Genomic DNA, 20,552 nt, shown 5'->3' on the forward strand with positions numbered 1-20,552 from the left:
TCATCCCGCCGCCTCCCCCTTGAAAAAAACCGTCCCGGATGATTTCCCTGCCGCGCATTTCCCTCACACTTGCCGACACTTGATGTCAGCCTGCCGCCGCACCGCCGGGCGGCAGGGTAAACAGAGGCAGGAATCCGGGTCTATGGCAAGCGTGACGCTGCGCAATATCTGCAAAAGCTACGGTGAAAACGTGATTTCCCGCGATATCAACCTGGATATCGGCGAAGGGGAGTTCGTGGTGTTTGTCGGCCCGTCGGGCTGCGGCAAATCCACCTTGCTGAGAATGATTGCCGGGCTGGAGGACATCACCTCCGGCGAGCTGAAAATCAACGATCGCCGGATGAATGACGTGCCGCCCGCCGAACGCGGGGTCGGGATGGTTTTCCAGTCCTACGCGCTTTATCCGCACCTGTCGGTGGCGGGCAATATGTCCTTCGGCCTGAAGCTGGCCCGGGTGAAAAAAGAGGAAATAACGCGCCGGGTAAACCAGGTGGCGGAGATTCTCCAGCTCGGCCATTTGCTGGACCGCCGCCCCAAAGCGTTATCCGGCGGGCAGCGCCAGCGGGTCGCCATCGGCCGCACCCTGGTGGCGGAGCCGCAGGTGTTCCTGCTAGACGAACCCTTGTCGAACCTGGACGCCGCGCTGCGCGTCCAGATGCGTATCGAGATTTCACGTCTTCACCAGCGCCTGCGGCGCACCATGATTTACGTCACCCACGACCAGACCGAGGCCATGACGCTGGCGGACAAAATCGTGGTGCTCGACGGCGGGCGCGTGGCGCAGGTCGGCAAGCCGCTGGCGCTGTATCACTACCCGGAAAATCGGTTTGTCGCCGGGTTTATCGGTTCGCCGAAGATGAATTTCCTGCCGGTAAAAGTCACCGCCATCGCCATCGACCAGGTGCAGATCGCGCTGCACAACGGCCAGAAAGTGTGGCTGCCGGTGGAGAGCAGCCGGGTGGAGGTCGGCGCCACGATGTCGCTGGGTATCCGGCCCGAGCATTTGCTGGCCGGCAACATCGCCGATGTCGTCCTGGAAGGCGTGGTGCAGGTGGTGGAGCAACTGGGGTATGAAACCCTGATCCATATTCAAATTCCCTCGCTCCGCCTCAATCTGGTTTATCGCCAGAATGACGTGGTGCTGGTAAACGAGGGTGCCCAATTCGCTATCGGCCTGCCGCCCGAGCGCTGCCATTTATTCCGCGAGGATGGCAGCGCCTGCCGACGGTTACATCAGGAACCGGGCGTATAAGTCTGCCTGTCCGCAGGCAATAATAATCAGGAGAAAATAATGACTAACCTACGCATTTTACCTTTGTCAGTGGCAATCATCGCCGGCGCGGCTTCCGCCCAGGCGATGGCGGTGGATTTTGGCGGTTATGCCCGTTCCGGCATCGGCTGGACCGGGAGCGGCGGCGAGCAGCAATGCTTCAAGGCCACCGGCGCCTCCAGTAAATACCGTCTCGGCAACGAATGCGAAACCTACGCCGAATTAAAACTCGGGCAGGAGCTGTGGCGCGAAGGCAACAAGAGCTTCTACTTCGATACCAACGTGGGGTACTCCGTTTCCCAGCGTAACGATGACGAACCGCTGGAACCCAGCTTCCGCGAAGTCAACGTGGTGGGCAAGAATCTGATCGACGCCTTGCCGGGCGCCAATATGTGGGCCGGGAAACGTTTCTATCAGCGTCACGACGTCCATATGATCGACTTCTACTACTGGGACATTTCCGGTCCCGGCGCCGGTTTGGAAAATATCGATCTGGGCGTAGGCAAGCTGTCCCTGGCGGTAACGCGCAACAGCGAGTCCGGCGGCTCTTATGGTTATATCGATAACCAGCTCAACCAGGTGCCGACCATTAACGACATCTACGACGTGCGTATCGCCGAACTGGAAACCAACCCCGGCGGCAAGCTGGAATTCGGCGTGGACTACGGCCGCGCCAACGTGCAGGACAATTTCAATCTGGCGGACGGGGCCACCAAAGACGGCACCATGGCCACGATGGAGCATACCCAGACCATCGGCAACGGCTTTAACAAGTTTGTGCTGCAATACGCCACCGACGCCATGACCACCGATAATACCGGGCGCCCGCACGGCTCCTACGTCGATAACGACGGCCATATGATCCGCGTGCTGGATCACGGCGGCCTGGACTTCAACGACAAGTGGGCAATGATGTACGTCGGCATGTACCAGGATATCGACCGCGATAACAATAACGGCACCACCTGGTACACCGTCGGCATACGCCCGATGTACAAATGGACCCCGATCATGAGCACCCTGCTGGAAGTCGGCTACGACAATGTCAAATCCCAGCGCACCAGCGATCGCAACGATCAGTATAAAGTGACGCTGGCGCAGCAGTGGCAGGCCGGGGACAGCATCTTCTCCCGTCCGGCGATCCGCCTGTTCGCCACCTACGCCAAATGGAATGAAAAATGGGGTTATGGCAATAACGACGCCGGTTTTACCAACGGCATCGCGTATAGCGATAACAGCTCGACCACCTTCAGCCGCGGTAAGGATGATGAAGTCTCCTTCGGCGTGCAGATGGAAGCCTGGTGGAAATAATCTCCGGCGCGTCCCGCCCCCGGGGGTAGGACGCGTGGGATAGTACCTGGCGGGCCGGCGCTACTTGCCCGGCGACGGCCCGTCGCTCGTCACGCTGAAAAGGCGATAATAATGAAAATAAAAATACTTTCCCTGTGCCTGATGGCCGCACTGAGCGCCACCCTGCCGGCCACCACGCTGGCGGATACCCTGACCAACCCCCAAGATATGTCGGTGGCGCCGGTGATACCGCAGTCCACCTTGCGGCAATTGCCCTGGCAGACGCTGATGCCCCCGGCCAGGCAGGAAATCATTCTCGACGCCGCCTCGCCCCGCATCCAGATGGGCGATATCACCGGGCCGGTGGCCGCCATTACGCTGCCGGCCAACCGCGGATCGCTGGCCATCACCCTCAGCAGCCTGGCTAAAGGCCAGTCGATCTATGCCCCCAACGTGCTGGTGCTGGATGAACAACTGCGTCCGGCGGCGTTTTTCCCCAGCAGCTATTTCCCCTATGAAAAACCGGGCGGCATGTCGATGGACCGGCTGGAAGGCACGCTTAAGCTCACCCCCGCCCTGGGACAGAAACAAATCTACCTGCTGATCTATACCACCCGCCAGGACCTGCTGACCACCACCACCATGACCAATCCGGCCAAGGCCTACGCCGAGGGCGTCGGTAATGCGGTGCCCGATATTCCCGATCCCATCGGCCGCCATAGCGACACCGGCACCATCAGGTTAAAAGTGGAGGCGGAACAGAAGAGCGGCAATATCACCATCGGCCAGATCTTCTCCGGCCCCGAGACGCAGCCGGTCGTGGTCGGCAATACCGCGCCGCCGGCGCCGGCGCCCCAGGCAGCGGCAGCGGGACCGGCCGCGCCGATGCTTAACGATACCGAGAGCTATTTTAATCAAGCCATTAAACAAGCGGTGCGCGACGGTAATATCGATAAGGCGCTGAAGCTGCTCAACGAAGCGGAGCGGCTGGGATCGTCATCGGCGCGGCAAACATTTATCAGTAGTGTAAAAGGCAAGGGGTAAGGTTATCCCGATACTGCTGATATTTGGCAGAATATTGGTGCGCCCAGGCGCACCTTTTTTTTTCCGGCCGGCAAAAACCGGCAAAAATCACCCGGCACTAATCTAAATCATTGTTTCAGCCGTGCAAGGTCATTATGATGCCGCAGCCCTCCTTCGGCCGCAGAGCCATCTTCGCCGTCGCGGGACGCAACAGGACAGTCAGTCCACTTCATTTTGCTTTTTTCTGCTGAGGATATATGCATACCTTTAAGTTGGCGAACCCCGGCCCGCTGGGATTAATGGGTTTTGGGATGACCACCGTCTTGCTAAACCTGCATAACGCCGGTTTTTTCCCTTTAACCTCGATCATTATCAGTATGGGGATTTTTTACGGCGGCATTGCCCAAATCATCGCCGGTATTATGGAATATAAGCACGGCAATACCTTCGGCACCACGGCGTTTACCTCGTACGGCGCGTTCTGGCTGAGCCTGGTGGGGATTCTGATGCTGCCGCGCATGGGCCTGGCCGAGCCGAGCGACGCGGTATTTTTAGGCGTTTACCTGGCGCTGTGGGGCATTTTTACCCTGTTTATGTTTTTGGGCACCCTTAAATCCAGCCGTGGCCTGCAAATCGTGTTCGGCAGCCTGACCGTGCTGTTCGCCCTGCTGGCCGCCGGCAATATTACCGGCAATCATCAGATCATCGTCATTGCCGGCTATGAAGGCCTGTTCTGCGGCGCCAGCGCCATTTATCTGGCCATGGCGCAGGTGGTCAATGAACAGCTGGGCCGCCAGGTGATGCCGGTCGGCTGAGCATCACGACGCTTACCGCGGGATTTATGCCGAACCGGTGGGGGGGCGCCTAGGAGTAAGCTTTATGCCGCCTAGGCAAAACCCGCGCCGACACGGCAACCCCTCCCGCAAGCGCCAACGGCGGGTCCGTCTTATGCGGTCAGGCCGGTCGAGGCGGCCAAGGGGAACGGTATGTGTGCCTGCGTTTGCGGCTGCGCCACCGTCGTCGCCGGCGTTTTGTAATGGGCCGGTTCCTTGCCGCGCATCTGGTCCAGTACCCGTTCCGCTACCGCGAGCACCTGCTGGCAATACTCGGGGGTAATGGTCAGGGGCGGCTCGATGCGGATGGTTTTGGAATTGTTCAGCGTACCCGCCACCAGGATTTGATGACGGAACATACCCTGGGCAAAGGCATAACCGATATCGTTGCGTCTGAATTCCAATGCCTGCAACAGCCCGCGCCCGCGCGCCTCCACCATAAACTCTGGATACGCCGACGCCAGCCGGGCGAAACCGCTAAGCAAAATCTGGCCCTTAAGCGCCGCCTGCGCCGGCAAATCCTCACTCAGCAGCACGTTAATGGTCGCCAGGGCCGCCGCGCAGGCCAGCGGATTGCCGCCAAAAGTGGTGGTATGCAAAAACGGGTTCTCGAACAGCACCGAGAATACCTCTTCGGTGGCGACGGTGGCGCCGATCGGCATTACGCCACCGCCCAGCGCCTTGGCCAGGCACAGGATATCCGGCTGCACGCCTTCGTGCTCGCAGGCAAACATCCGGCCGGTGCGGCCCATGCCGGTCTGCACTTCGTCGAGGATCAGCAGCGCGCCCACCTCGTCGCACAGCGCCCGCACCGCCGTCAGGTATCCCTCCGGCGGAATAATGACCCCGCCCTCCCCCTGGATAGGCTCCAGGATAACCGCCGCCACGTCCGCGCCGGTGGACCGGCAGCGATAGACATGATCGCGCATCGCCCCGATATCGCCGAACGGCACATGATCGAAACCCTGCAGCATCGGCATAAAAGGACGGCGAAAGGTGGATTTGGCGGTGGCGGACAGCGCGCCGAGGGTTTTGCCGTGAAAGGCGCCGGTGGCGGCGATAAAGGTGGTTTTGCCGCGCGGGGTTTGATACGCCTTGGCCAGCTTCAGCGCGCCCTCGACGGCCTCGGTGCCGCTGTTGCTGAAAAAACTGTATTTCAGCGTGCCGGGGGTGACCGCCGCCAGGGTCCTGGCGAGCATGGAGCGCAGCGGATCAAGCAGTTCCTGGCTATGCAGCGGTTGTTTCGCCAGTTGGTTTTCGACGGCGGAAAGAACTTTTGGATTACGGTGCCCCACGTTAAATATGCCGAAACCACCCAGGCAATCGATATATTCCCTGCCCTGGGTGTCGACCAGCGTATTAAGACCGCCGGCCCGCCATTCTACGGCTCCGTAATCCCCGCCTACCGTCACGGATTTACGGTAATCGAGAAAACCAGGATTCACATACTCTTTAAAATTGTTTATCACTTCCTTATTCAGGTTAACCATCTCATCATGCGTCAGCGTTTTTTTCTCAATCCACGAAAGCGCCTGCTGAGTACATTCTAACGGGGTAAGCATGGGGGTTGAACGAGACAAAATAAGCTCCTTGGAAGGAGATATCATATGATATCGATCTGACAGATGCAGCGTCCGGGCCAACTGTAACTACATGCTTAGGTTTAGAACAAAATATAAATAAGACCAATAAAAAAAGTTATTCACATAGGGAGAGAGAAGAACCGCGGCCGGAAATGCTGATTACTGCCAAAGGAAATATAAGGGGGATTTATTGCGAAAATAACCATGCACCATAATAGATCGCGCCTGCATTAAATAGGTGCAATTGACCAGTGATATTTAGCCAATAATATTTGAACGCAGAATTTTATAACAGACGCGGAGCGGAACGGCAATCTTTTTATGTCGATGGCAGCGCTTTTTATGGCAATTTTTTCGCGGCCCCGGCGCGGCGGCGAAAAACCCTATTCCCGCCGCCGACCGGAGTGATAAGCCGCGGCTAATGGCGAATCATGACATGCCGCACCGCGGTATAATCTTCCAGCCCGTACATCGACAGATCCTTGCCGAAGCCGGACAGCTTCTGGCCGCCGTGGGGCATTTCGCTGACCAGCATAAAATGGGTGTTGACCCAGGTGCAGCCGTACTGCAAACGGGCGCTAACCCGATGGGCGCGGCCGATATCCCGCGTCCATACCGACGAGGCCAGGCCGTAGGGGGAGGCGTTGGCCCAGCGTATCGCCTGCGCTTCGTCGTCAAAGACCGTGACGGTCACCACCGGCCCGAACACTTCGCGCTGGACAATTTCATCCTCCTGGCGCGCATCGGCCAGCACCGTGGGGGCAAAATAGAAACCCGGTCCGTCGATCGGCGCGCCGCCGGTAATCACCCGGATATGCGCCAACGCCCTGGCGCGCTCGACAAACCCGCTGACCCGCCGCAGGTGCTCAGCGGTAATCAACGGCCCCAGTTCAGTGCCGGCATCGGCCGGATCGCCGGTTTTAAGGGTGGCGACGCTTTTGCCCAAGGCGTCCACCAGCGCATCGTAAACGCCACGCTGCACATACAGCCGGCAGGCGGCGGTGCAGTCCTGGCCGGCATTATAAAATCCGAAGGTGCGCACACCGTCCACCACCTCGTCGATGTCGGCATCGTCAAACACAATCACCGGCGCCTTACCGCCCAGCTCCATATGGGTCTTTTTGATCCCCCCGGCGGTATGGGACAGGATATGCGCGCCGGTGGCAATCGAACCGGTCAGCGATACCATGCGCACCCGCTCATGGCCGGTCAGGGCGTCGCCCATTTCCGCGCCGGTGCCGAACAGCACGTTGACCACCCCCGCCGGCAAGATCGGCGCCATCAGCTGCGCCAGGAACAGCGCGGTCAGCGGCGTCTGCTCGGCGGGCTTGAACACCACGCAATTGCCGGCGGCCAGCGCCGGCGCCAGTTTCCACGCCGCCATCATCAGCGGATAGTTCCAGGGCGCGATGGAGGCGATGACGCCGATGGGATCGCGCCTGATCATGGAGGTATGCCCTTCCAGGTATTCCCCGGCGGCGCTGCCGCCCAGGCAGCGGCTCGCGCCGGCAAAGAAACGGAATACGTCCGCCACCGCCGGGATTTCATCGTTGATAACGCAGTGGTACGGCTTGCCGCAGTTCAGGGATTCCAGGCGCGCCAGCGCCTCGCCGTGGCGCTCGATGGCGTCGGCCAATTGCAGCAACAGCGTGGCGCGGGTTTTCGGCGTGGTTTGCCCCCAGGTTTCAAACGCCGCGTCCGCCGCCAGCACCGCCGCGTCCACCTGCTCCAGGCTGGCCTCGTTAATGGTGATAATCGTTTCGCCGGTGGCGGGGTTTATCACCGGCGTCGGTTTGCCCGCGCCCGTCACCGACCTGCCGTCTATCAATAATGTGTCATGCATAGGAGAGTCCTTGGGTTATTTGCCGCTGCCCGCCACGCCCTCGCCGCCGCGTGTCAGGTAATAGGCCAGGAGTATCGGCAGCATGGTCACCAGGGTGACCAGCAGGGAAACGACATTGGTGATGGGCACATCGCGCGGACGGCCCAACTGGTTCATCAGCCACAGCGGCAGCGTGCGCTCATGGCCGGCGGTGAAGGTGGTGACGATGATTTCGTCAAACGACAGCGCGAACGCCAGCATGCCGCCTGCCAGCAGCGCCGAGGACAGCCCCGGCATCACCACATAGCGGAAGGTCTGCCAGCCGTCGGCGCCCAGGTCCATCGACGCCTCGATCAGGCTAAAAGAGGTGCGGCGCAGCCGGGCGATAACGTTATTGAAAACAATCACCACGCAGAAAGTGGCATGGCCGATAACGATGGTCATCAGGCCGGGGCTGATATCCAGCGCCTTGAAAGCGGACAGCAGGGCGATGCCGGTGATAATGCCCGGCAGGGCGATGGGCAGCACCATCATCATGGCGATGGCCTGTTTGCCCAAAAAATCCCGCCGGTACAAAGCCGCCGCCGCCAGGGTGCCCAGCAGCAGGGCAATCAGGGTCGCCAGGCAGGCCACCTGCAGGGACAGCCACAGGGCGGACAAAATATCCGGGCGCCCGGCGGCCAGTTCAAACCAGTGCAGGGTAAATCCCCGCGGCGGAAAACTGAACGCCGCGTCCTCGGTGTTAAAGGCGTACAGGGCAATGATCCCCAGGGGAAAATGCAGGAACAGGATACCGCCCCAGGCGGCAAGCCTCAGCGCCAGCGGCGCGCGATCAGAGCGCATCGAAGGCCCCCAGACGTTTGGCCAGGGTAAGATACAAACCGATCAACACCATCGGCACCAGCGTAAACGCCGCCGCCATGGGCATATTGCCGATGGCGCCCTGCTGGGCGTAAACCATGCTGCCGATAAAATAACCCGGCGGCCCCACCAGCTGCGGCACGATAAAATCGCCCAGGGTTAGCGAAAAGGTAAAAATGGAGCCGGCGGCAATGCCCGGCACCGCCAGCGGCAGCACCACATAGCGCAACGTCTGGTCCGGACGGGCGCCAAGATCGGCGGAGGCCATCAGCAGCGACGGCGGCAGGCGCTCAAGCGCCGCCTGGATCGGCAAGATCATAAACGGCAGCCAGATATACACAAACACCATAAAGCGGCCCAAATGGGAGGTGGACAGGGTGCTGCCGCCGATGCCCGGCACGGTAAGCACCGCCTGCAGCGCCGGCTGCAGGCCGAGATGCTGTAAAAACCACTGCAACACGCCGTCATGGGCCAGCAGCAGCGTCCAGGCATAGGCCTTAACGATATAGCTGGCCCACATCGGCATCATCACCGCAATATAAAAAAACGCCTTCCAGCGGCCGCTGGTATAACGCGCCATATACCAGGCGATGGGAAACGCCAGCAGCGCGCTGGCCAGCGTGACCGCCACCGCCATCGCCAGGGTGCGCAGGATAATGTCGTAGTTGGCCGGACTGAACAGCGCGAGGATATTGGCCGTGGTCAGCTCCGGCAGCACGGTCATGGTGAAATCGTCAAAGGTATAGGCGCCCTGCCACAGCAGGCTGAGCAAGGCGCCCAGGTAAATGATGACAAACCACATCAGCGGCGGCAGCAGCAGTAACGCCAGCAGCACCGCCGGCCTGCGGTAGAGGAATGTCGCTATCGCGCGGCCCGGGCGCCGGGCGGTTTGCGGCCGATCGGCCAGGCTCATAGCCATACTCCTTACTCCTCGAGGACGGTCATGGCCGCCCGGGACCAGGACGCGGTCAGCCGCTGGCCGAGGGCAATCCCTTCCTGGCCGGATGAACGTACCGGATGGGTCTCGCTGACGGAAAAATGGGTTCCCTCCGCCAACACCAGCTCATAGCGGGTCATCGCCCCCTGGAACAGGATATTGCTCACAACGCCGCTAACCGACAGCTCGCCGGCCGGCGCGGGCGCGCCCGCTACGCTGATGCGGGCAAACTCCGGCCGCACGGCGAACAGGCCGTTTTCGCCGGTCAGTTCCCGGGCCAGCTCGCCGCCAATCACATTGGCGCTGCCGACAAAATTGGCGACGAACCGGCTTCTGGGCTGAAGATAAAGCCGGCGCGGCGTATCCACCTGTTCAATGCGTCCCTGGTTAAATACCGCCACCCGGTCGGACATGGAAAGCGCCTCGCCCTGATCGTGGGTGACAAAAATAAAAGTGATTCCCAGCTCGCGCTGCAGGGTTTTCAGCTCGCCCTGCATCTGTTCGCGCAGCTTGAGATCCAGCGCCCCCAGCGGTTCGTCCAGCAGCAGGATGCGCGGTTCGTTGACCAGCGCGCGCGCCAGCGCCACCCGCTGGCGCTGGCCGCCGGAAAGGTGGGCCGGCTTGCGATCGTGCACATCGCCCAGCGCCACCCGCGCCAGCGCGGCCCGGGCCCGGGCCATGCGCTCGGCGCGCCCCACCCCTTTGACCATCAGGCCATAGGCCACGTTGTCGAGCAGCGACATATGGGGAAACAGGGCATAATCCTGGAACACGGTATTGACGTCGCGCTGATAGGGCGGCAGGTTGGCGGTGTCGACGCCGTGCAGCCGGATAACGCCGCCGTCCGGCTGCTCAAAGCCGGCAATCAGGCGCAGGCAGGTGCTTTTGCCGGAACCCGACGGCCCCAGCAGCGCGAAAAATTCCCCGTCGGGAATATCCAGCGATACCCCGTCCACGGCGGCAACGCCGTTAAAACGGCGCGTTACGTTATCCAGGCTCACCGCACTGTTCATCATGGCCCCTCCTGCTGGCGCCCCGGCGCAGGCGCCGCGGGCAAATTACCGGCGCCCTAACGGCCGCCCATCATGGCGATATAATCCTGGGTCCAGCGGCTGTAGGATACGCACTGGCCGCCGTTGCCGCTGTCGCACTTCGCCATCGGCGTTTTCCAGAAGGCGATTTTGTCGAACTGGCTGAAGCCGTTGGTTTCACACCCTTTGCTCCCCAGCAGGGTACTGGCCTTGCAGCCTTCCGGCACCGCCGGCACCGACCCGAACCAGGCGGCGACATCCCCCTGCACTTTCGGCTCCAGCGACCAGTTCATCCAGCGGTAGGCGCAGTTGGGATGGGCGGCATCGCTGTGCAGCATGGTAGTATCCGCCCAGCCGGTAACCCCTTCTTTCGGGATCACCGTGGCGATCGGCTGCCCCTCGCCCGCCAGGGCATTGGCCTGATAAGGCCAGGCGCCGGACGCCACCACCCCTTCGTTTTTAAAATCGCTCATTTGCACCGAGGTGTCGTGCCAGTAGCGGTGAATCAGGGGATGCTGCTGTTTGAGCAGCGCCAGCACCGCCTGGTACTGGGTTTCATTGAGCTGGTAGGGGTCCTTGATGCCGAGCTGCGGCTGGGTACTTTTCAGGTACAGCGCCGCGTCGGCGATATAGATCGGGCCGTCGTAAGCCTGTACCCGGCCCTTATTGCTTTTGCCGTCCGGCAGGTTTTGCGGCTCGAATACCACCGACCAGCTGTCCGGCGGCGTGGTGAATACCCGGGTATTGTACATCAGCAGATTGGGTCCCCATTGGTACGGGGCGCCATAGGTTTTGCCGTCGACGTTATACCAGGCGCCGCCCGTCAGGCGCGGATCGATCTTGCTCCAGTTGGGGATCAGGGCGGTATTGATCGGCTGGACGCGTTTGCCGAGGATCAGGCGCAGCGAGGCGTCCCCGGAGGCGGTGACCAGATCGTAGCCGCCCTTGGCCATCAGGCTGACCATCTCGTCGGAGGTGGCGGCGGTCTTGACGTTGACCTGGCAGCCGGTTTCCTTTTCAAACGCCGTCACCCAGTCATACTGCTTGTCGGTCTGGCCGCGCTCGATATAACCGGGCCAGGCGATGATATCCACCCGCCCTTCGTTTTCACCCAGCCGGGTGGGAAGATCGGCGGCCCGGGCCAGGGCGCTGATACATAACACGCTGATACATAAGGCGCTTGACCGCATTATTTTATTCATTGCCTGTCTCCTGTCTCGGGGTCGGGGGGCGGGTGGGAAAACGGGTATCGAATTTGGCCATGATATGGCGCACCACGCTGTACTCCTGCAATGCCTCGCCGGAAAGATCCTTGCCGTAGCCCGAGCCTTTCAGGCCGCCGTGCGGCATCTCGCTGACCAGGGTGAAATGGGTATTGATCCAGGTACAGCCGTATTGCAGCTTCGAGGCCAGGAAAAACGCCAGGTCGACATCACGGGTCCAGACCGAGGACGCCAGGCCGTACTCCGAGTCGTTGGCCCAGGCCAGCGCCTGGGCGATATCCTCGAAGCGGGTGACGCTGACCACCGGGCCGAACACCTCTTTTTTGATGACCTCATCGTGCTGCAGGCAGCCGGCCAGCAGCGTGGGCGGGTAATAAAAGCCGGGGCCGGCGTGGGCCTGGCCGCCGGTGACCAGGGAGATATGCGGCTGTTCCAGCGCGCGTTCGATAAAACTGGCCACCCGGTCGCGCTGACGCGAAGAAATCAACGGACCAAGCTCGTTGTCTGCATCATCGGGCCGGGCATAACGCAGGCCGGCCACCGCCTCCCCCAGCGCGTCCACCAGCCGGGAGTAGATGCCGGCCTGGGCGTAGATGCGGCAGGCGGCGGTGCAGTCCTGGCCGGCGTTGTAATAGCCATAGCGGCGGATCCCCTCCACCACCGCCTGCAGATCCGCGTCGTCGCAGACGATGACCGGCGCGTTGCCTCCCAGCTCAAGATGGGTACGCTTGATGCCGCCGACCGCCGCCTGGAGGATCTTCTGACCGGTGACGGTATCGCCGGTCACGGAAATCATGCGCACCAGGGGATGATTGACCAGCGCCGCGCCGGTGGTCTCGCCGCGGCCGGAGATAACATTAACCACGCCGGGGGGAAGCAGGCCGTCCAGCCGGGACATCAGCGCCAGGATCGATAGCGGGGTATGTTCGGAGGGCTTGAAGACCAACGTATTGCCCGCCGCCAGCGCCGGGGCTATTTTCCAGGCGGCCATCATCAGCGGGTAGTTCCAGGGCGCAATGGAGGCCACCACGCCGAGCGGGTCGCGGCGCAGCATCGAGGTATGGCCGGCGATATACTCCCCGCCCAGTTGTCCTTGCTGGCAGCGCACGGCCCCGGCAAAAAAGCGGAACACGTCGGCGGCGGCGACGATATCGTCCTGCCGCGCCTGGTGCAGGGGCTTGCCGCAGTTCAGCGCTTCCAGCCCGGACAGCAGACCGGCGTGGCGGTCGATGACGGCCGCGATCTCCAGCAGGATGCCGGCGCGAAAGGCCGGGGTGGTGGCGGACCAGTGCGCAAAGGCGCGATGCGCGGCGTTAACCGCGCCGATCACCTGCTCCTCGCCGGCTTCGTTAAGCGCAAGGATGACCGCGCCGGTGGCGGGATTGATAATCGGCTGCGCGGCACCTTCGCCGGCGACGGTTGCGCCGTCGATGAAGTTGAGCCAACGGGTCTCGCTTAACAGGGAAAGGTCGGTCACGGCGTTGCCCTCGGGGATTGGCGCGGGTGTTAACAACGTAGGTACAATTGCTTACACATTGAGACTATCCCGCAGGCCTGCCAGCGACAAATTCTAAATAACGAACGCCCCGTTCGATTAAAGCGAAACCTTGCGCGCCGACGTCTTTTCGCGCGCCAGCGCCAGGAACGGCGTCACCAGCTCCGGCCGGCTGTTGCCCCGCCGCCAGGCCAGGCCGATATTGAGATGTTCATTCAGATCCGACAACTGGCGGGCCTCAATCATGCTGCCTTCCAGCGACCAGGGACGGTAGGCCATGTCCGGCTGGATCGACACGCCGAGCCCGGCGGCCACCATGCTGCGCACCGCCTCGGTGGACGCGGTGCGCATGGCGATGCAGGGATGCAGCCCGGCCCTGGCCCAGATTTGCCTGGCGTGCCTTTCCATTTCATCGGCGTTGAGCTGCACCAGCGGATAGGGCGCCACATCGCCCAGGGAAATGGCTTCCTGCTCCAGCAGCGGATGCAGCGGCGGCAGCCATAACCGGTACGGGGAATGGACCAACACTTCGGTCTGCAGGGCGTGGCGGTCCTCCAGGTTGCTTAAGATCAGCACGCCGATATCGATCTCGCCGTTGACCAGCAGATGCTCGATATAACGGCGTTCATCTTCAATAATCTGCACCGTCACCTCGGGATAACAGGCGCGGAACCGGGTCAGCATATCCACTAAAAAATACCCGGACACCAGGCTGGTCACCCCCAGGGTCAGGTTGCCGCTCAGGCGCGCCATGCCCTGCTTGACGCTGAATTTGGCATTATCCACCGTCGCCAGGATCAGGTTGGCCTGGCGCAGAAACTGGTGGCCCTGATGGGTGAGCGTCATGCCTTTGGCGTGCCGTTCGAACAGCGGCGCCTCCAGTTCCTCCTCCAACTGCTGCACCGCCAGCGTCAGCGAGGACTGGGCGACGAAGGTGGCCTGGGCGGCGCCGGAAATGGAGCCGGCCTCGGCCACCGCAATAAAATGACGTAACTGCCGCAGTGTCAGCATCAGCGCCCGCCCCGTTATCCAAATAATAAGCAACCTTATCTAATAGTTATATAGAGCGGGTGACCCTATAGCCAGTAAATAGCGCGCATGCCGGACAGTTTCGGAAAAATCGAACGCCGCGATCGGCGCCCGCGCCCGCCCGGGGCGCAAAGCGGTGCCGGTCCCGGCCGCGCCCATGCATTTACCGTCGCGGTTGCTATAGTAAACAGGGGATGGATGTCACCGGGGTAGCGCATGTCTAACTTTGCCATCAGAAATAATAAGGTGTACTGGCGCGCCAGCGGCCAGCAGTTAATCATGGAGGCCTGGGGCGAAGACAGCCTGCGGGTCAGGGTCAGCTACTATGCCAAACTGGATATGCAGCAGGATTGGGCGCTGCTGCCGGTGAAAAAAAAATCCAGGCCGGTCATCACGCATACCGATGGGCGGGTGACCCTGGTTAACGGCAAGATCAGGGCGGAAATCGATAAGCGCGGCCGGCTGGCGTTCTACAACCAGCGCGGCGAGCTGCTGCTGGCCGAACAGTGGCGCCAGCGCACCACCGACGGCATAGAACCGGGCGAGACCGATAAGGACAAATATATCAGCCCGCTGGAAATCGAGGCGCGGGAGTTCAATCCCATTCCCGGCGGCAAATACCAGTTGACGCAGTTTTTTGAAGCGCGGCGCGGCGAGAAAATCTACGGCATGGGGCAATATCAGCAGGGCATGCTGGATCTCAAAGGCTGCCTGCTGGAGCTGGCCCAGCGCAATTCGCAGTCCAGCGTGCCCTTTATGCTTTCAAGCCTCGGCTACGGTTTTTTATGGAACAATCCGGCGGTGGGCGAAGTCCATTTCGCCGCCAACCAGACGGTCTGGCGCGCGCGGGTCACCGACCGGCTGGATTACTGGATTACCGCCGGCGACAGCCCGGCCGCCATCGAGGAAAACTATGCCCGGGCCACCGGCACGGTCTCGGTGATGCCGGAATTCGCCACCGGCTTTTGGCAATCGAAGCTGCGCTACCGCACCCAGGAGGAAGTACTGGCGGTGGCGCGGGAGTACCGGCGGCGCGGGCTGCCCCTATCGGTGCTGGTGATCGACTCCTTCCATTGGCCCATCCAGGGCACCTGGTGTTTTGATCAACGCGACTGGCCGGACCCCAAGGGCATGGTGGACGAGCTGCGCGCCATGGGCATTGAGCTCATGGTCTCCATCTGGCCGACCGTCGACAGCCGGGCCGACAGTTTTGCCGATATGGAAACCAAGGGACTGCTGGTGCGCACCGACCGCGGGGTGCCCATCAATCTCGACTCGCGCGGCAGCACCACGTTTTTTGATCCCACCAACCCCAAGGCGCGCGCGTATGTCTGGAAAAAAATCAAAAAAAACTACTACGATATCGGCATTCGCCTGTTCTGGCTGGATATGGCGGAGCCGGAATACCGCACCTACCACTTCGATAATTATCGTTATGCCATGGGCACTGCGCTTGAAGTCGGCAATGTCTATCCGCAGAACTTCACCCAATGCCTGTATGACGGACAGCGCCGGGAGGGGCAAACCGGCATCGTCAACCTGGTGCGCTGCGCCTGGGCCGGCAGCCAGCGCTTCGACGCGCTCGCCTGGTCGGGAGACGTGCATTCCTCATTCACTTCACTGCGTATCCAGGTGGTCGCCGGGTTGAATATGGGGCTGGCGGGCATCCCCTGGTGGACGACGGATATCGGCGGTTTCCAGGGCGGGGACATCCGCGACCCCGGCTTTCTGGAACTGCTGGTGCGCTGGTTCCAGTGGGGCGTGTTCTGCCCGGTCATGCGCCTGCACGGCTGTCGCGAGCCGCAAATCGATCCGCCGGAAAAGTTCCGCGACGGCGTCGAACAGTGCAACAGCGGCTCGGCAAACGAGCTGTGGAGCTTCGGCGAACGGAATTACCGCATTCTGTCGCGCTGGCTGCATATCCGCGAGCGTCTGCGGCCCTATATCCAGCGCCAGATGGTGGCGGCCCATGACAAAGGCACGCCGGTGATGCGCCCGCTGTTTTACGATTTTCCGCAGGATGAGCCCTGCTGGTCAATCGAGGATCAGTATCTGTTCGGGCCGGATATCCTGGTGGCGCCGGTGCTGGAGGCGGGGATGGCATCCCGGCGCGTCTATCTGCCGCCGCTGCCCCAGGGTATGCGCTGGCGGGATTTTTTCACCGGCCGGACCCACCCCGGCGGCGCCTGGATCGAGGTGGCGACCCCTATCGACACCATTCCGGTGTTTGTCAGGAACAAGGCGGATATCGACGCGGACGCGGGCGCTACAGCTTGATAATGGCCGTTTCCCACGGGCGGATAACGCCGTTTTCCCACGGGGTCGGGTCGGGATAGTTATTGAGCAGCGGGAGCGATCGCGCGCCAAGGCGCAGTTCCGCCGGGTCGATGGTAAGCGTAAGGCCGCTGAAATTGCCGAACACCAGATATTCCTCGCGTTCATACCGCCGGCAATAGGCAAACAGCTGGCCGTGGTCGGGCAACAGCAGTTCATAACTGCCGTAGACCAGCCAGTCCGCCGTCTTGCGCAGAGCCACCAGCCGCCGGTAATAATGGAATACCGAATCCTTATCCTCCACCGCCGACAAGGCGTTGATGTCCCAATAGTTGGGGTTTACCTTTATCCACGGCGTGCCGGCGCTGAAACCGGCATGCTCGCTGGTATCCCATTGCATGGGGGTGCGGGCGTTATCGCGGCTCTTGGCGTAGATCGCCGCCATGACGCCATGGGGCCGGTACCCGGCCGCCAGGCGGTCGCGGTACATGTTCAGGGTTTCAATATCGCGGTAATCGGCGATATCGGTAAAACGCACGTTGGTCATGCCGATCTCCTCGCCCTGGTAGATGTAGGGCGTGCCCGCCATGCCGTGCAACACCGTGGCCAGCATTTTGGCGCTTTCAACCCGATACCGGCCGTCATCGCCAAACCGCGACACCGCCCGCGGCAGGTCATGGTTGTTCCAGAACAGGCTGTTCCAGCCGCGGCCGTACAGTTCGGTCTGCCAGCGGCTTAACACGGTTTTCAGCTCGCGCAGGTCATAGGGGATGATATCCCATTTTTCGCCACCGACCCGGGCCTGATCCAGCGTCAGGTGGCCAAACTGGAAGATCATGCTCAGTTGCCGGCTCTCGGGATCGCTCCAGCGCACCCCGGTCTGCGGGGTGGCTCCCCAGGCTTCGCCGACGGTCAGGATATCGTCATACTGACCGAAGCCGTCTTCATTGAGTTCCAGCACGTAGTCATGCAACCGGGGACCGTTGGCGATGATGCGCTGTTCAGGGATTTTGCCGATCAAATCGATGACATCGAAGCGAAAGCCGCCCACGCCTTTTTCCAGCCAGAAGGTCAGCACATCGACGATTTCCCGGCGCACCTGGGGATTAGCCCAGTTCAGGTCCGGCTGTTTGCGCGAGAACAGATGCAGGTAATATTCATCGAGCCGTGGTTCATATTGCCAGGCGCTGCCGCCAAATACCGACATGAGATCGTTGGGTTGCTTGGTCCAGATATAATAATCATGATAAGGATTATCCGGCGATGTACGCGCCTCGCAAAACCAGCGGTGCTCGTCGCTGGTATGGTTAGCCACCACGTCCATCATGATCTTCATGCCGCGCCTGCCGGCTTCGGCGATCAGCAGATCCATATCGTCCATGGTGCCGAACTCGTCCATGATGCGGTAATAATCGGCAATGTCATAGCCGTTGTCATCGTTGGGCGACGCGTATACCGGGCATAACCACAGGACGCCCACGCCCAGCAGCGCCAGGTAATCCAGTTTGCGGATAATGCCCGCCAGATCGCCGATACCGTCGCCGTCGGCGTCATAAAAACTGCGGGGATAAATTTGATAGACTACGGAACGATGCCACCATTTATGCTCATGATTCATAAAAGACCCTTAATATCCGCCGGGAGGCTCCTCCTTCCCGGCTGCGCCGACGCGATGCTGGTTTAAGCACGATACTGTTAGGTATATGCCAAGCCGGCGAAAGTCGCCAGCGCCGGCCATGGCGCCGTTTTTGGCGTCAATGGGCCGGGGGCGTGGCCCGCGTTTGCGACGCGCGGGCCTTTTCATCCTCCGCCTCGCCCATGCGCTGCAGCAGCCGATGGCCGATATTATTGGTCCAGTTAAAGCTGTTTTGCAGCACCACCACCGCGATGTTATGCCGCGTGTCCAGCCCGATATAGCTGGAATAGCCGCCGATAAAACCGACCTGGTAGGTAATTTTCTGCGCGCCGAGATCATCGACGATCCAGCCCAGCGCCGCGGCTTCCCGCGTACGGCTATAGCGCACGCTAAGGGAGTCCCGCAGCGCCGCGTCCAGGGCGGGATAACCGGTGGGGCGCAGATGCGCGCGCGCATACAGCAGCAGGTCGTCGGCATTGGTGTACAGCCCGGCGGCGCCCACCATATACGATGAAAAATGCCAGTCGGGCACCGCCTGCCCGCGGCGGATAAACTTGGGTTGATCGCCCGCGTGGCCGATGGCCCGGCGCGCATAACCTGGCAATGAGCAGGCGTCGTAGCCGGTATGCTCCAGGCCTAGCGGCCCGGTAATATTTTCCGCCAGCAGCTCTGTGACTTTTTTTCCGCCGCGGCGCTGCAGGATATAATCCAGCAAGGCATAGCCCAGGTTGGAATAGCGCGGTTCCAGGCGGGCGGGACGATGAAAACCGGCCAACGCATCCATCAGCCGGTCATTATCCAGCGAAGAGTAGAAATTCTCGCCGGTAAATAAATAATGAACGAAAGAAGTTAATATCTCTAGGGAAAACATTTGCCTTGGCAGGCCGGAAGTATGGGTGACTAATTGCAGCAGGGTAATATTGCGCGCGTCCGGGCTGAGCGGCACGGTCGACGGTAATAGCGTCTCCAGCGTCTCATCCCAGCGCAAGAGGCCCTTATTAACCAGAATGACCGTCACCTCGGCAAGGAATCCCTTGCTCACCGATCCGACGGCAAAGAGCGTATCGCCCCGGACGGGGTATCCCCCGCGCTTATCGGTAACGCCATAACCAAAGGTGGCCATGGCGCCGTCGGGCCGCAGCACGCCGACCACCAGGCCGGGCGTTTGCCCGGCGGCGATCATGGGCAGCGCCAGGCTGTCCACCTGGGCGCGCAAATCGCCGTGGCCGGCAAGGCGCAGGCCCTCGACGGCCGAATTATCAATGGGCATGCTTGACAGGGTGGCGCAGGCGGAGAGGACAAATGTGCCTGAAAACATTAATCCTATTTTAATTAAATTTTTTATCATTGTTTCCAAAAATAATTTTGTCTCATACGTGCCCGCGCTTACCGTCCTGGCCGGCGGGCGCCGATTGTCCCACCCGCCCGCTCCGGTGGCAATAGCTGTCCGGACATTCTTTCAGCGCCTGGCGCGCTTATTAATGTGAGGGCGGTAATTGCGCTATGCGCGGCCCGGGGCGCCGCCGGCGGGGAATAATACGGCACGGGGAAAGGTCACTAAATGCAATAATTCCCTTCATAATAATAAAATGCCCAGAAGCAGACGAAAAATTAAGAAGGTCCTTCAGAATTTGCGCCAAATAGACCTGAATGGTTTACGCCGGCTGTTTATCCCGCGGTCCGGCCAGGCCGCAACCAGCGCGGCAGTGAAAGGCGATGGTTAAAAAAATCTGTCCGGTCGCGACTTTTGCCCTGGCCGCCGCCCGGCGAATAAATCAGCAGGCCTGTTAAATCCGCCGGAAAGGTATCCCAAATAAGATAAAAATATCTCATGATTTAATGTCATCAGTATAACCTTATCCTCCGCCTAGTATAATCAACGGGTTAACCCACGACTATCCCAGGTCATTGCATACCGGCGCCTTATATATCCAGGGTGGCAAAAAGCCGGCGCGGCGCGGCGGACATGGCTTTTATTCAGCGGCAATCATGGTTATGCCGGTGGAATAAAAAACAACGTTAAGTATTAACACACTCTTTTGCGGCCCTCAAAGTTCATACTTAATAATATTATTTATTCACCTATCTAATAACGGAAAATAAGCCGCCATTTTTAATGCGCACCCGATCTCAAATACGGAAAATGATTGACGACCAGAATACAGCGACGTGACATAGTTTATTGAGTAATGGCGTTTTTATTAACCCGCCGGCGGCGTGTCCCCGCAAGAATATCCTTAAGGAT

The 20,552-nt window shown here is 60.6% G+C and carries 15 protein-coding genes; 5 read left to right on the plus strand and 10 right to left on the minus strand.

What is annotated here, in order from left to right; all coding sequences use genetic code 11:
* The first annotated feature begins 142 nt into the window (after positions 1-142).
* The 4 genes from malK to satP all read left to right on the plus strand — a co-directional run bounded on the left by malK (position 143) and on the right by satP (position 4,398).
* Entirely contained in the window at positions 143-1,252 is a 1,110-nt protein-coding gene (gene malK / locus ABUK12_RS13905) for a maltose/maltodextrin ABC transporter ATP-binding protein MalK (RefSeq protein WP_410012415.1), read from the plus strand.
* Positions 1,253-1,291: 39 nt separating this feature from the next.
* Complete coding sequence (locus tag ABUK12_RS13910; RefSeq protein WP_410012416.1) at positions 1,292-2,581, plus strand: maltoporin; 1,290 nt, start codon at positions 1,292-1,294, stop codon at positions 2,579-2,581.
* Positions 2,582-2,692: 111 nt separating this feature from the next.
* Positions 2,693-3,604: a maltose operon protein MalM gene (gene malM, locus ABUK12_RS13915; protein ID WP_410012417.1), complete on the plus strand. Its 912-nt coding sequence runs from the start codon at positions 2,693-2,695 to the stop codon at positions 3,602-3,604.
* 236 nt (positions 3,605-3,840) lie between these two features.
* The gene (satP, locus tag ABUK12_RS13920; protein ID WP_410012418.1) at positions 3,841-4,398 is read left to right on the plus strand and encodes an acetate uptake transporter; all 558 of its coding nucleotides are present in this window, start codon (positions 3,841-3,843) and stop codon (positions 4,396-4,398) included.
* A gap of 131 nt (positions 4,399-4,529) precedes the next feature.
* Here the strand turns inward: satP and ygjG are convergent, their stop codons facing one another.
* The 8 genes from ygjG to ABUK12_RS13960 form a co-directional block, all read right to left on the minus strand.
* Positions 4,530-5,978 (minus strand): putrescine aminotransferase, encoded by a 1,449-nt coding sequence (gene ygjG / locus ABUK12_RS13925; protein WP_410016650.1) that lies wholly within the window; start codon positions 5,976-5,978, stop codon positions 4,530-4,532.
* A 439-nt stretch (positions 5,979-6,417) separates the two neighbouring features.
* The gene (gene patD / locus ABUK12_RS13930) at positions 6,418-7,842 is read right to left on the minus strand and encodes an aminobutyraldehyde dehydrogenase (protein WP_410012419.1); all 1,425 of its coding nucleotides are present in this window, start codon (positions 7,840-7,842) and stop codon (positions 6,418-6,420) included.
* Positions 7,843-7,857: 15 nt separating this feature from the next.
* Positions 7,858-8,664 (minus strand): ABC transporter permease, encoded by an 807-nt coding sequence (locus ABUK12_RS13935; RefSeq protein ID WP_410012420.1) that lies wholly within the window; start codon positions 8,662-8,664, stop codon positions 7,858-7,860.
* On the minus strand, positions 8,654-9,601 hold the full coding sequence (locus ABUK12_RS13940) for an ABC transporter permease (protein ID WP_410012421.1): 948 nt from the start codon (positions 9,599-9,601) through the stop codon (positions 8,654-8,656). The genes ABUK12_RS13935 and ABUK12_RS13940 overlap by 11 nt, the downstream gene beginning before the upstream one ends.
* 5 nt (positions 9,602-9,606) lie before the next feature.
* Positions 9,607-10,632 carry an ABC transporter ATP-binding protein gene (locus ABUK12_RS13945; protein WP_410016651.1) on the minus strand — a complete coding sequence of 342 codons (1,026 nt, stop codon included), beginning with the start codon at positions 10,630-10,632 and terminating at the stop codon, positions 9,607-9,609.
* Between the two features lie 56 nt (positions 10,633-10,688).
* Entirely contained in the window at positions 10,689-11,840 is a 1,152-nt protein-coding gene (gene ydcS, locus ABUK12_RS13950; RefSeq protein WP_410016652.1) for a putative ABC transporter substrate-binding protein YdcS, read from the minus strand.
* A 4-nt stretch (positions 11,841-11,844) separates the two neighbouring features.
* Complete coding sequence (locus tag ABUK12_RS13955) at positions 11,845-13,350, minus strand: gamma-aminobutyraldehyde dehydrogenase (RefSeq protein ID WP_410012422.1); 1,506 nt, start codon at positions 13,348-13,350, stop codon at positions 11,845-11,847.
* A 117-nt stretch (positions 13,351-13,467) separates the two neighbouring features.
* On the minus strand, positions 13,468-14,379 hold the full coding sequence (locus ABUK12_RS13960) for a LysR substrate-binding domain-containing protein (RefSeq protein ID WP_410012423.1): 912 nt from the start codon (positions 14,377-14,379) through the stop codon (positions 13,468-13,470).
* A 234-nt stretch (positions 14,380-14,613) separates the two neighbouring features.
* Here ABUK12_RS13960 and ABUK12_RS13965 point away from each other — a divergent pair, with 234 nt between their 5' ends.
* Positions 14,614-16,674, plus strand: coding sequence for a TIM-barrel domain-containing protein (locus ABUK12_RS13965; RefSeq protein ID WP_410012424.1), 2,061 nt, complete (start codon positions 14,614-14,616; stop codon positions 16,672-16,674).
* On the opposite strand, the gene ABUK12_RS13970 is transcribed toward ABUK12_RS13965, so the two are convergent.
* Positions 16,664-18,289, minus strand: coding sequence for an alpha,alpha-phosphotrehalase (locus tag ABUK12_RS13970; protein WP_410012425.1), 1,626 nt, complete (start codon positions 18,287-18,289; stop codon positions 16,664-16,666). The two genes, ABUK12_RS13965 and ABUK12_RS13970, sit on opposite strands and share 11 nt — an antisense overlap.
* Before the next feature lie 136 nt (positions 18,290-18,425).
* Positions 18,426-19,625, minus strand: coding sequence for a serine hydrolase domain-containing protein (locus tag ABUK12_RS13975; RefSeq protein WP_410012426.1), 1,200 nt, complete (start codon positions 19,623-19,625; stop codon positions 18,426-18,428).
* Positions 19,626-20,552: the final 927 nt, after the last annotated feature.

Origin of the sequence: Sodalis sp. C49 (genome assembly GCF_046352915.1) — a bacterium.
Taxonomy (GTDB): domain Bacteria; phylum Pseudomonadota; class Gammaproteobacteria; order Enterobacterales; family Enterobacteriaceae; genus Acerihabitans.

What these genes read in the sequence shown, in the direction of transcription:
- malK (WP_410012415.1), top strand. Translation starts at nt 143, where the DNA reads ATGGCAAGCGTGACGCTGCGCAATATCTGCAAAAGCTACGGTGAAAAC.
- ABUK12_RS13910 (WP_410012416.1), top strand. Translation starts at nt 1,292, where the DNA reads ATGACTAACCTACGCATTTTACCTTTGTCAGTGGCAATCATCGCCGGC.
- malM (WP_410012417.1), top strand. Translation starts at nt 2,693, where the DNA reads ATGAAAATAAAAATACTTTCCCTGTGCCTGATGGCCGCACTGAGCGCC.
- satP (WP_410012418.1), top strand. Translation starts at nt 3,841, where the DNA reads ATGCATACCTTTAAGTTGGCGAACCCCGGCCCGCTGGGATTAATGGGT.
- ygjG (WP_410016650.1), bottom strand. Translation starts at nt 5,978, where the DNA reads ATGCTTACCCCGTTAGAATGTACTCAGCAGGCGCTTTCGTGGATTGAG.
- patD (WP_410012419.1), bottom strand. Translation starts at nt 7,842, where the DNA reads ATGCATGACACATTATTGATAGACGGCAGGTCGGTGACGGGCGCGGGC.
- ABUK12_RS13935 (WP_410012420.1), bottom strand. Translation starts at nt 8,664, where the DNA reads ATGCGCTCTGATCGCGCGCCGCTGGCGCTGAGGCTTGCCGCCTGGGGC.
- ABUK12_RS13940 (WP_410012421.1), bottom strand. Translation starts at nt 9,601, where the DNA reads ATGGCTATGAGCCTGGCCGATCGGCCGCAAACCGCCCGGCGCCCGGGC.
- ABUK12_RS13945 (WP_410016651.1), bottom strand. Translation starts at nt 10,632, where the DNA reads ATGAACAGTGCGGTGAGCCTGGATAACGTAACGCGCCGTTTTAACGGC.
- ydcS (WP_410016652.1), bottom strand. Translation starts at nt 11,840, where the DNA reads ATGCGGTCAAGCGCCTTATGTATCAGCGTGTTATGTATCAGCGCCCTG.
- ABUK12_RS13960 (WP_410012423.1), bottom strand. Translation starts at nt 14,379, where the DNA reads ATGCTGACACTGCGGCAGTTACGTCATTTTATTGCGGTGGCCGAGGCC.
- ABUK12_RS13965 (WP_410012424.1), top strand. Translation starts at nt 14,614, where the DNA reads ATGTCTAACTTTGCCATCAGAAATAATAAGGTGTACTGGCGCGCCAGC.
- ABUK12_RS13970 (WP_410012425.1), bottom strand. Translation starts at nt 18,289, where the DNA reads ATGAATCATGAGCATAAATGGTGGCATCGTTCCGTAGTCTATCAAATT.
- ABUK12_RS13975 (WP_410012426.1), bottom strand. Translation starts at nt 19,625, where the DNA reads ATGTTTTCAGGCACATTTGTCCTCTCCGCCTGCGCCACCCTGTCAAGC.